The following is a 12995-nucleotide window of genomic DNA, read 5'->3' on the forward strand; positions in this document are numbered from 1 at the left end:
ATCAGTGAGAGGAAGAAGATCGAACTGGACGCAATGCTCGGTGGGATCACTCTGTCTTCAGGCTGATGATCAATACCTCAAAATTTTACTGGCTTCCGGCGCAGAATTCCGTATTAGGATTCTACGCCGATCCCCCTATTTACTATTTTTCTATATAAAATTTATCGATTAATTCTACACTACGCTTTTCACCTTTTGATAAATCACCAGCAACTTGATAGATTTCACCTGTTAGCTGATTATTATCGATTGTATAGACTGCAAAGTTTTGAACTGAACTATCACGGTAATTCTCATGTTTTGTTTTAAAACGTTCAGAATTCTGGGGTTGGTAACCGACTTCAAATAAATTATTGTAATGATCGAGTTGTTCCTGAGTTAACCAATTTAATTTTGGTCGCATTTCGTGAATATGTTTTAGCGGCTTATTGAAGATCGCATCATAGGCTTTCGTTCCTCCCGTATTCGGAATAACAAAAGTCGTACCTGAGGGGGAAATTAACTTTTTATAATTATTTTCATCATAGGTGAATTGAGCGTTATCAATTTTAGCATTTACAAAGCTGTCTGCTTTATCCGCGTACTTTAATGATTTAGTTCGTGAGAAAACATGGTCATGACCTTGTAGCGCTAAATCAATATCCAACTGATCAATTAACTTCATAAAATCTTCGCGGACATTTTGCACATCTTCATCTTGTAATGAATGATAAGACTTAGAAAATAATGGCTTATGGTAATTCAATATAACCCATTTGGCTCCTTTTTCACGCGCTTGTTTCACATCATTTTCTAACCATTTTAATTGTTCTTTACTTAATGCTTTTTTCTCTTTATTTTTGTAATCATTAGTATTTAGTACAATGAAGTGAGCATTATTATAATCAAAGGAGTAGTATGATCCTCCATCAATTTTACCAGCACTATCGACATTAAAATGATCATTAAATTTATTAAGGTATAAATCAGTTGTGTTTAAACCATATTCATCATGATTACCTGAAACGGGCGCAATACTCATTTTTAATAATGAATTTTGCGACTGTGACATTAAATCAACCCATTCATCCTCAACTTCACTAACTTCCACAATATCACCAGTATGAATTACAAATTCTGCATCAGGGGCTTTTTTCTGTGCTTGTTGTAGGGTATCTGCGCCAAATTGGGCTTCATTACGAATATGCTCGTTCCAGTAAGCATTTTGTGTATCGGTATATTGAATAAATGAAAAGGGTTTTTGTGGTGAGCTAGATGTTTTAAATTGACCAATCTGACTAAGTTCACCATTTTTATCCCCAACTTTGTAATAATAAACGGTATCAGGAGATAATCCACTGATGTCTGCACTATAAATCACTTCTTTTACAGGAATGATATCTATTGCTACCTTTTCATTTTTATTTTTCGCCTCTTTTTTAGGTTCCCATTTTATATCGGTAATACCAGCATCAGTGAAATAGCGTACTACATTGTTTTTATCATCGAGCACTTTATAGATAAAAAAACCATCTTTATCACGTTCAAGATAATGGCTTTCAACTATAGCCGTTTCTGCTGGATAAGCTGTAGCATTTTTCATATCAGGATGAGTATCAACCATTACAACAGGTGATTTTACTTCGTCACTGGTGAACCAACGAAATGACCGTTCTGTATCTGTTTGTTTTTTTAACGTAGATGTGATGCGGTTAGGTTTGTTATTTTTATATATTGGTGCAACATTCGGTTTGTCAATAGTACTTATGATTGTCTCAATTTTTTGAATATTGTCTGCTCTATGCAACGTAGCGTTACTAGTGAGGGGATTATTAATGGTATTACTTTGGGCCTGAGTAATACCAAATAGTGAACAGGCAATTAAACTTGTTGTTAATATACAATTTATCTTTTTTAGCGTTAGTTTCATGTAAATATTCCTGATTAAAATTTTTACCCAGCAAGGTTTATATAACGAATTCATAATAAACAACGTTTGTTACAAAAATTTGACATCCTCCCAGACCTAAAGCGAAGAATGGGGTTTTACGGAACACCGAATAAAAATTTTATTTTTTGGGTTTGTGAGGCGATGGAACAAAAGCACAGTTAACCAGTCAATTTAAATCCTAAATTGCTATTCTTAGTTAACTTATTTACGATAACGAAATTTACTATACCCAAATTAACTATACCCAAATTAACTATACGCTTCGTCTTTCAAGTTGCCTCTTTGTTGGCTGCACTCATTCACCCCAGTCACATAGTTATCTATGCTCCTGGGGATGAATTCCCTTGCCGCCGCGATGCAACTTGAAATTCATTGCGTATATATCCATTCTGACTATTGTTGAATCAGGCCCCAGCACTTGAGGCACAAGGTAATCAGTTGCATTATCCGCATACGGATATTATTCAGGATGGACTGTTTGAGTTAAGAGCAGGCAAAAAAGATATTACACGCACCTTTTTTGCTTTCGCTAAAGGGAAAAAGATATATATCCTGCGCACGTTTGTTAAAAAGACACTTAGGGCGCCACCGGCAGAGATCCAATTAGCATTAAAAAGTATACCCGGCTGTTTCTCGGCCGGTGATTCAATGGATGATGCTGTAAAAAAGACCAAGGAAGCCATCCTAAGTCACAGGTGGTTCAGATGATTAAAAAAAACCAAAAAATAAACAAACCAAAACATAGTCTTAGATAAATTATCTTCTGTGAGCGGTTGATCTCAAAATAGAATTAATTTTTGGCAAAATCATCGACATAAAGCTAAAGTCTTCCAAGATGATGACGACAGTGCAATCAGAAGCTATTAAAACGGTTCTAAGCCTTTAACTTAATTCTTGGCGTATTAGGTGAAACTAGAACCTTATAATTGTGCCTATAAGTTTTTACTGTGTCTAATCGGTGTTTTAAGCAGATAAACTTGTCCAGTTTACGTAATGGATCCTACATATATTCCATAAGAAAAATAATTTTTAAAAATGTATATGAGAAAACAACGTATTTTAATAATTAGGATAGATTTTCTTGGCGATATGATATGCACAACACCTCTGATTCATGCCATAAAGAAAAAGTTCCCAAACTCTGAGATTCATGTTTTAGCTAATAAATACAATGCGCCGGTACTGGATAGAAACCCGGATGTTGCATTTGTTCATACGTATGTTTATAGCAAAAACCGTGAACGAAATGTAAACCCCGGGATATTCAGCTCATTGATAAATAGGCTTGCATTAATTTTCAAATTGCGAAGAATACACTTTGACTTAGGAATTATCCCAAATGGCGGGTTGAATAAAAATAGCATTCAATTTATTCGTCAATTAAATATACCCGATTGTCGTTGGCACACGAAGGAAAGTGAGTTTGATGACAGGAACGCTGATCATGTTGCTAATCGGCCAATAAAGCATGAAGTTTTATCTGGGTTTGATTTGATGCCTGAAATTGAAACGCCTGAGGTTAATACTTTAAAACTCTATGTCTATCCTGATCCGTTGTTGCGTGATGAATGGATGAGAAAAATGGGTTCAGCAAATAAACCAAAAATAGGCCTGTTTATCTCGAATAAATCAAAAGACAGGCAATTGGATATCGATAAGTGGGCTGATTTAGTCAGGTTGATAGGAAGTGAGGCTGAATTTTTTATTTTTCATGACCAAAGTGAAGCAATAAGTAAACAGTATTTTTCTGGTCTTCCGGTGCATTACCTTAACACCACAAGCGTTCAGGATATGATTGCGGCTACAAGTTGCATGAGCATGATTGTGTCAGCTGATAGCGCACCAGTGCATCTGTGTTCAGCATTACAGATACCAGTGGTATCTTTGTTTGAAAATAGGCCTGAAAAATATTTACGTTGGCATCCCCTTAATGTTGAAAATATCCTTTTAAAGGAAGGGAAGGTAGTTAATGACATTGATGTGATAAAAATACGTGATGCCGTCAATTTTTTATTGAAGAAATGTTATGACCAGAGCAATAACAGGATGTTAGCTTAACTCGGCTTTATATACATGTCGAAATGCAGATTGTCCCGCATAATCGGTGTATCTACATTAAGGATTTTATTTCTTAATTGGTTTTTAATGTTTGAAAAAATAATTGATCGATCCAGATTGCCAATGCTTTTACTACTTAAAGTAGAGCAGGGAAAATAAAATAACCTTATGAAATTAATATAATAACAAAAAAAGAAGCCAGCATTGCTGGCTTCTTTAAGGTAAATCAATGAAATTTATTTTCCATTTATTGAAGGTGAATAATTGAGCATTTCTCCACGAATGATGGAAGCGTAATTGATCATGTTTTCATGATAACTATCTTCAATTAAGATGATTCGCAATGGTGTATTAGTCCATTGTGAAATATTATTGTCCGGTATTTTTCTGATCAATTGATTTATTGATAAATCAACTCCATTTTTATGGAGCGGATTTGTTTTTCCGGCTTTAAATAACGTGACTTTGGCATGTGCCAGTTTCCCGCTTAAATCACAATTCACCATCCTGCCTTCGACAGGAACAATCTCCAGAACTTTATTGATATAAGTATCGTTTGCCCCTTTTTCATACAATGTATTAGTGATCTTTTGGTATATAGATGGCATATCTAAATTATTTCGCAGTTCTTTTATCTCATCATTATTCATGATGGTGTCCAATAAAAATAACTGGATGTCCCTTGCTCCGAGTTTCTCAAGCTGAAAAGCCATCTCCATCGCCAACTGCCCGCCCAATGACCAGCCTAAAATGCGGATAGGCGCATCAATAGACGTTTGGGTCAATATTAGCTTCATGTAGATTTGCGCTATTTCTTGCAATGAACCAATGTGATCATCTGTACAAAGATTATAATTATCGATACCGATACAGTTATAGATATCGGATAAAGTAGTTGCCAACGGTTCATAAACTTCACTGCCACAGTTAGCAGCATGGATCATAAATAGTTTATTTTTCGCCGCCGATTTTGGGGTGAGGTAATTCAGTAAACTGGATTTTAAATGACCTGATTCTAACCATTCCGATAACAAAGCAATCGATTTATGGTTAAACAGAATATTTAAAGGAATATCTACTCCCAATTGATTTCGCATGGCGGTGGTCAGTTTAATTGCGGTCAGGGAGTTACCGCCAATGCGGAAGAAATTATCTTCGATGCCAATTTTTTCCACTCCCAAAACATCCTGCCAAATGGCACAAAGCTGGGCTTCCAGCTCATTGCGTGGCGGAACATAACTGTCCCGGTTCCCCCATGCGGGTACTGGCAGGGCGCGACGATCCAATTTGCCGTTCAGTGTTAATGGTACGGTTTCAATGCGGGTAAAGCTGGCGGGCACCATGTATTCCGGCAAACGACTGGAAAGGTGCTTAATCAGACTTTCATCAGACAATTCATCGTCTGTAGCTTCTGTGACCAGATAGGCTGCCAGAATACGGTTGCCTTTGTGTTTATGATCAATGACAACGGCTTGTTTGACTTGCGGGTGTGCGGACAGGGCGGTTTCAATTTCCCCCAATTCAATGCGATAACCGCGGATTTTGACCTGAAAATCGTTGCGCCCCAGATATTCAAGGTTACCATCCGCTAGCCAGCGTACCCGATCACCGGTTTTATACAAACGGGTGTAGCCTCTGGCGGTATCTTCCGCTGTCGCAAATGGATTTGCCACAAAATACTCTGAGGCTAATTCAGGCCGATTCCAATATCCCCGGGCCAGCCCGGCGCCGCCGATATACAGTTCTCCTGCTGCACCGATAGGAACCGGATGGCCCTCATCATCAAGAACATATAAACGGGTATTGTCGATACCTTTACCGATGGACTGTTCTTTGTCCTGCAATAAACGTTGAGTGGCACAAACGGTAATCTCGGTAGGGCCATACTGATTGAATACGGTTACTCCTGAATGTAGATCCAGCGTATTCAAGGCTTCACCGCCGGTATGGATGGTTTGTAACGTTGATTGGAGCAATGATGCGGAAAAATGGTTCATCAAAGCGGTTGGAATAAACGCTTTGGTAATTTCATGCATATTGATGAATGCCAGTAGTCGGTTACTGTCTTTTGTCGCCGCGGCAGGAACAATAAACAGAGAACTGCCTGCCAGCAGGGCAGGGAAGATTTCGAAAACAGAGGCATCAAAGACATAATTGGAGAAAAACAACGCCTTGGTTTGAGAATTCAGTGAATGTGTTCTGGCAATAAATTGCGCCAAGTTGCTGATGCCGGCATGCTCAATCATAACCCCTTTGGGTTGGCCCGTGGTGCCTGAGGTATAGATGATATAGGCCAGATCGGTCGATTTATTTATCGGTGCCGGGTTTTCCACAGGCAGAGTGGCTGTGACGGTCTGCTCATCCGCAGGGATGAATATCGGGTGCTCTGAAAGAATTTGGCTGTAGTTTGCCAATGTTGCCATATGCTGCTGTTGAGTAATGACACAAGGCGCGGCAATGTCAGACAGAATAAATTGAACTCTTTCCGCCGGATATTCCGGTGAAATAGGGACATAAGCACCACCTGCTTTCAGTACTGCCAGAATACTGACCACCATTTCCAGACTACGGTCAAGATAAAGGGCAATGGGAGTATCAGCCTGCATGGGGCCATTAAATCGCTGTTGGCAATGTTTACGGATGACATGTGCCAGCTGGTTTGCTCGCTCATTGAGCTGGCGGTAGGTCAGCGTTTCTCCTTCAAATGCCAGTGCGACATGATTGGGCGTTTTTTCTGCTTGGGCTTCAAACTGTTGTTGCAGGGTTTTATCCTGCGGATAAGCAACGTCAGTTTGGTTCCACGTATGCAGCAAGGTGTGGCGCTCTTCATCACTGAGGAACGTGATTGATGTATGTGGTTGGTGTGGATCGCTGGCGACAGCACACAGAATCCGTTCAATCTGGCCAAGTAAGCGCCGCGCTTGTTCTGCGGTTATCCACGCTTCGCCATAATTTAATGTGATCCTAAGACTGTTGTCCGGTTCATAAGCCATCAGTGATAAGGGATAATCGATTTTTTCGATGGCATTGCGCAGCGTCAGCCTATTCTCAATACGAATGTTTTTCCCGTTATTGCTTTCATCGGCACTGGCTGAATTATTCCCGATAACCGGGGCGGGATAATTTTCAAAAACCAGCAAGGAATGGAATAAACGTTCTCCGTCAGATTGTAAATCGGTCAGTGACACGGCGCTGTAGCTGTTGAGTGAAGCGATATCTTTCTGTATTTCCTGTAGCACGCTGATAATATTGCGGGTTTTATTCCATTGAACCCCCAGCGGCAAAGTATTGATATACAAACCAACGCTGGATTCAATCCCGGCTATCGGTACATCGCGGCCGGATACGGTGGTACCGACAAGGGTTTGTTCATCGCCCGTGTAGCTGTGCAGGAGTTTATGCCAGGCAAATTGCAACATGGCATTCAATGTAATGCCGTGCTCCCGGGACATTTTTTTCAGTCGCTGATATGAATCCCCTTGCAGGCTGATCGTTTGTTCCATCGGGCTTTCTATCGATTTTATTTTTGCCAAATCAACACGATGGCTTAATAAAGCCGAGAGGTCATTTATACCGTGGAATTGCGCCTTGCGTTCAGCCCAATACGCTTCAACGTCTGATTTATGATTCAAATAATATTGCTGGGTTGCCAGATAAGCATGATCTGGCTCGATTTTGGGCGTGTGGCCTTGTGTCAGTTCGTTGTAATACTCATGCACGGTTTGCAATAAGATCGGGTTGCTCCAGCCATCAATAATCGCGTGGTGCATCGAGATCAATACAGTGACCAGATGTTCATGCTGTTTGATGACGGTAAAACGAATTAATCCGGGCTGGCTGAAATCAAACGGCAAAGTACGGTCATCTTGTTGGATCGCATCAATTGCGCTGTTTCGTTCTTCTTCCGGCAGTTGGCTGAGATCTTTGCTCTCGAAATTTTCCGCACGAATACTTGCGCCTTGGACGGCAATTTGCAAAACCTCTTCGTCCCAGTTAAATGCTGTCCTGAGAATGGGAAAGCGCAGTGAAGCCAGAGCCCATGCTTGCTGATAAGCGGCAATATCCAGATGGGTGTGATAATCGAGCAGCAGTTGTACGCGGTAGGCATCGTCTTGCGGCTGGGCCAAATGGTGATAAATAAATCCCTGTTGCAAGCTGGTGGCTGGATACAGGGCTTCAATCGGGTATTTCTGCTGAAGATGGCGCAAAAGCGGCATCGAAACCCCGTCAATGCCATAATCGCTTGGTGTTTTTACCCCGCCCGATTGCGCCTGTTTTTGGCCCGTTGTGATAACAGAATGGAGGGCTTGTTCAAATGCGGTGATAAATACGGCTGTCTGCGTTTCCGGCAAACGGGAACTGATGTTGAATTGCAACGTGCCAGTCTGGATCAAACCGTTAATATTCAGCAATAAATGGCTATGATTATCACCCGCTACCGCGATTCCGCACTCATCGCTGGTCAGTGACCAATCTTGCCCGCTTTCTCCGCCCAACTGACCGAGATAGTTGAAACTGATCGCCGGCAAATCTCCGTCCAAATATCCGGCCTGACGCAATGCACCATAGCCAATGCCTTTATTTGGTACGGCACGGAGCATCTCTTTGGTGTGAATAATCGTCTCAGCAATGTCATCTTGCATGGTCAGACGAACAGGATACACGATGGTAAACCAACCAACGGTTTCCGAGACATCCAATGTGTCATCAATGGCTTCCCGGCCGTGGCCTTCCAGTGTGATGTGATTGACGGGATTTGAGAAAACGGCTTGCAATGCCAGTGTCAGTGCACTGAGCAATAAATCATTAATTTCAGTTTGATAACCTGAATTGGCTTCACGCAGCAGAACGTCAGTCAGTGCAGCAGAAATGCCCAGCGTGTGGTGGCTGGCCTCACCTGAAACCGGATGGGCAGTGTTTCCTGCAACAACTCGCTGCCAGTAGGCCATTTCCTGTTGCTGGTTTTTTGCTTGGTGAGCATGTGTATGGTGAGTATGTGTATGATGAACATAGTGGTGAACGGCATTGACCCATTGCCGATAGCTGCTGGTTTTCGCCGGCAACGTCTCTCCCTGCAATAATCTGCGTATATCTTCAGCAATGATCCGCCATGAAACGACATCAATAATCAGGTGATGAAAGGCGAAGAAGAGGCGAGCGCTGCCATCCGCATATCCGGTCAGGTGTCCCGCTTGCCACAATGGCCCGGTGTAATAATCAAAGCCACTTTGCCATTGGGTTAATTGTTGCTGTTTCTCTGCTTCATTCAATGTGCTGACATCACAATGCAGTAATGTGGGCTGCCAGGATGGCATGCCGGCGGAGTAGTACTGGCGGTGTTTCCGGTTTGTTCCGGCAGGGAGTGCTGCATCAGGTGTGAGCGTGCTAAAGCAGGCACGCAGCATGTCATGCCGCTCGGTCAGGGCGGTTAGGGCCTGTTCAATTGCAGCAGAATGAATATTGCCGGGCAGGCGGATCATGAAAGCCTGATTCCAGTGGTGCGGGCTCGGTAAATTCCAGTTGAAGAAGTCTTGCTGGATCGGTAACAGGTCAAACTCGCCATTCAACAGGCCTTGTTCTGCAACGATTTTTTCTGTGGAAGAAGTCTGGAGCAACCATTGTGATAATTGGGCCACTGTCGGCGCTTCAAAAATCGATTTAACCTGAAGGGAAAAACCAGCTTGCCGCAGTTTGGAGACTAGCTGGATGCTGACAATCGAATCCCCGCCAATGCGGAAAAAGTTATCTTCTATGCCTATGCGTTCCAGCCTCAACACGTCTTGCCAAAGGGTGCACAGTTGCGTTTCCAGCGCATTGCGCGGGGCAACATAATTATCGTGATCCCCCAAAACGGGTTTGGGCAGGGCACGGCGATCCACTTTGCCGTTTAGGGTCAGGGGCAGGGTTTCGATGCGGGTAAAACTGGCGGGTATCATGTATTCCGGCAATCGCTCAGATAAATGCTTGATCAGAATGTCATCTGATAATGTTCCTTCGGCAATTAAGTAAGCTGCCAGTCCTTTATGGCCGTTATAGTCATAATCAATTACGACGGCTTGTTTGATGTGTGGGTGAGTCGTCAGGATATTTTCGATTTCTCCCAGTTCAATGCGGAAACCACGCAGTTTGACCTGAAAATCATTGCGGCTCAGGTATTCAATATTTCCGTCAGGCAACCAGCGGGCGAGATCACCGGTTTTGTACATTCTGGCTTCCGGCAGCGGTGAGAACGGATCAGGGAGAAAACGTTCCGCTGTCAGATCCGGGCGATTCAGGTAACCCCGGGCAACGCCATCTCCGCCAATGTGGATCTCGCCGGCAGCACCGACAGGAACGGGTTGGCCTTGTTTATCCAGAATATAGATGCGGGTATTGCTGATGGGTCGCCCGATGGGAAGTTTCCTGTCTTCATTTTCAATCAGTGGTATTTCATAAGTTGTGGCGAATGTGGTCGTTTCTGTCGGCCCGTAAACATGCAGCAGATGTTCTGGTGCATGTTCCGCCCTGAGACGAATGGCGGAGCGGTTATCCGCTTGTTCACCGCCGAACAAAACATAGCGCAGCCCGGACAATGACGGCGCAATCAAGCCTGCATATTGGTTAAACAGGGCGGTGGTCAAAAACAGCGCGCTGGCTCCTTCTGATGACAGGCACTGACCAAATTCAGCGGGGTGCAACAGGGTTTTTTCTGGGATCAGCAGGATACGGGCACCATGAACTAATCCAGACCAAACTTCCCATGTCGCGGCATCAAATGAAATATTGGCACAATGGACCATGCAATCATTCGGGCCAATGTCAGCAAAGCCATTGTTGATGATCAGCCGAAGTACATTGCGGTGTTCCACCATCACGCCTTTGGGCTGCCCGGTGGAGCCGGAAGTATAAATAACGTAGGCCAGATGACGTGAGGTCAGCCCCAAGGCGTAAGTATCCGGATTCGTGTCCGGCAGGGTTTCGGGCAAGGCAGCCTGAGCATCGAGCAGTATCGTCCTGTCATGCAGCATTGGCGGTACAGCGCTGCCCAGTTTTTCGGCTTGCTGTGTCTGGGTCACCAAAGCCACGGGGGCGGAATCTTCCAGCATGTACGCCAGCCGCTCCGCCGGATAGGTCGGATCGAGCGGTACGTAAGCGCCGCCGGACTTGAGGATCGCGAGTATGCCTGTCACCATATCCGGACTGCGTTCGAGGCAAATGGCGACCTTGTCATCCGGCCGCACACCCAGTGCAATCAAGCGATGGGCCAGACGGTTGGCGCGCCGGTTGAGTTCGCCATAGCTGATCTTGTGCTGTTCAAATATGAGGGCAATGGCTTCAGGGCGTTGGTCTGCCTGAGTTTCAAACAATTGTTGCAGAGTCTTGTCCTGTGGATAAGGCGCATCGGTCTGGTTCCAACTGTCCAGCAGGGTATGGCGTTCTTCTTCACTGAGGAAGGTTATTGAAGTGTGCTGCTGGTTCGGGGTGTAAGCCACCGCGTGCAAAATACGTTCAAGTTGGCACAGCAAACGCTGGGCCTGTTTTTCCGTCAGCCAGTCTTCTCCATAACTGAATTTGATGACTAATCGGTTATCGTGGGTGTAAGCCATCAACAATACCGGATAATCCACTTTTTCGACGGCGCGGCGGAATGTCAGGGTATGCTCGATGCCTGTCTCGTTTTCGGCTGATTCGGGTAACGGGTAATTTTCAAAGACCAGCAAACTGTGGAACAGGCGTTCGCCATGAGATTGCAGGCTTGATAGTGAAATTTCACTGTGGCTGTTGAGGGCGGCAATATCTTGTTGGATGTTTTGCAAGACTGTCGCGATGCTGTCTGTTTGCTTCCATTGCACCATCAGCGGCAAGGTATTGATATACAGGCCAACACTGGATTCAATCCCTTCTACCGGGACATCGCGTCCGGAAACGGTCGTGCCGACAAGGGTTTGCTCATCACCCGTGTAGTTGTGCAGGAGTTTATTCCAGGCGAATTGCAGCGCCACATTCAGGGTAATGCCTTGTTCCCGGCAGGTATCCATGAGTTGCCCGTAAGTGCTTCCTTGTATCGTGAGTATCTGCTCGGCAGGCTTTTCAATGGTTTTTATCTGCGCTAAATCAACGCGATGACTTAACAAGGGCGACAAATCATTCGTTGAGTAGAATTGTGATTTGCGTTCAGCCCAATAAGTCTCGGTTTCTGCTTTATGATCCAAATAATACTGTTGGGTTGCCAGATAGGCATTATCAACCACTATTTGGGGGGGCTGCCCTTGTATCAGTTGGTTGTAATATTCATGCACTGCCTGCAATAAAACCGGATAGCTCCAGCCGTCAATAATGCAATGGTGCAAAGTGATCAAGACAGTTGTCAGTTGCTCTTCCTGTTTGATAAAAGTGAAACGGATTAATCCGGGCTGGCTTAAATCAAAGGGCAGAGCACGATCATTTTGCTGGATGGTGTCAATTGCCGCGTTGCGGTCTTTTTCTGCCAACTGACTGATATCTTTGGTCGTAAATTTTTTTGAGTCAATGCTGGAGCCTGTGGTGATTAACTGCAATATTTTTCCTTTCCAGTCAAATGCAGTTCTGAGGATAGGAAAACGCAGTGAAGCCAAAGACCAAGCCTGTTGGTAAACAGCAAGATCCAAACGGGCGCGGTAATCCAGCAAGAGTTGTACACGGTAGGCATCATCCTGTGGCTGGGCCAAGTGGTGGTAGACAAAGCCTTGCTGCAAGCTGGTAGCCGGGAATATCGCCGTGACCTTTTTTCTGCTGGATGGTGACGAATTAGCTAAATCAGCGTGATTTTCACTGGCAATATTTTCACAGAAAACAAAATGCTTGAATTCATCTTCAGAGAAGATATTTTTTTCGTTTAAAAAATCTAAGAGGCTTTCTCTTCTTTGCTTAATCTTATCAATAAGTTGAACAGGGGGATTATCCCCTGTAAATGCCAGTTTTAACTTATTTTCACAGACCCAGACTGATACCTGATTTTTATTGAGTTCTTTAAATAGCATCAACATTT

The 12995-nt window shown here is 43.7% G+C and carries 4 protein-coding genes; 2 read left to right on the forward strand and 2 right to left on the reverse strand.

Going from position 1 to position 12995, the window contains the following annotated elements:
- Positions 1–142 precede the first annotated feature (142 nt).
- The gene (locus FE392_RS15430; protein ID WP_319931104.1) at positions 143–1909 is read right to left on the reverse strand and encodes a purple acid phosphatase family protein; all 1767 of its coding nucleotides are present in this window, start codon (positions 1907–1909) and stop codon (positions 143–145) included.
- 420 nt (positions 1910–2329) lie between these two features.
- On the opposite strand from FE392_RS15430, the gene FE392_RS15435 reads away from it, so the two are divergent.
- Both FE392_RS15435 and FE392_RS15445 read left to right on the forward strand, forming a co-directional pair.
- A complete protein-coding gene (locus tag FE392_RS15435; protein WP_439153495.1) occupies positions 2330–2638 on the forward strand; it encodes a type II toxin-antitoxin system RelE/ParE family toxin in 309 nt (102 codons plus the stop codon).
- Positions 2639–2971: 333 nt separating this feature from the next.
- Positions 2972–3988 (forward strand): glycosyltransferase family 9 protein, encoded by a 1017-nt coding sequence (locus FE392_RS15445; RefSeq protein ID WP_319931105.1) that lies wholly within the window; start codon positions 2972–2974, stop codon positions 3986–3988.
- A gap of 236 nt (positions 3989–4224) precedes the next feature.
- Here the strand turns inward: FE392_RS15445 and FE392_RS15450 are convergent, their stop codons facing one another.
- Positions 4225–12993, reverse strand: coding sequence for a non-ribosomal peptide synthetase (locus FE392_RS15450; RefSeq protein WP_319931106.1), 8769 nt, complete (start codon positions 12991–12993; stop codon positions 4225–4227).
- Between the last annotated feature and the right edge of the window lie 2 nt (positions 12994–12995).

Source organism: Xenorhabdus santafensis, from assembly GCF_033949405.1.
Lineage (GTDB): Bacteria > Pseudomonadota > Gammaproteobacteria > Enterobacterales > Enterobacteriaceae > Xenorhabdus > Xenorhabdus santafensis.

What these genes read in the sequence shown, in the direction of transcription:
- FE392_RS15430 (WP_319931104.1), bottom strand. Translation starts at nt 1,909, where the DNA reads ATGAAACTAACGCTAAAAAAGATAAATTGTATATTAACAACAAGTTTA.
- FE392_RS15445 (WP_319931105.1), top strand. Translation starts at nt 2,972, where the DNA reads ATGAGAAAACAACGTATTTTAATAATTAGGATAGATTTTCTTGGCGAT.
- FE392_RS15450 (WP_319931106.1), bottom strand. Translation starts at nt 12,993, where the DNA reads ATGTTGATGCTATTTAAAGAACTCAATAAAAATCAGGTATCAGTCTGG.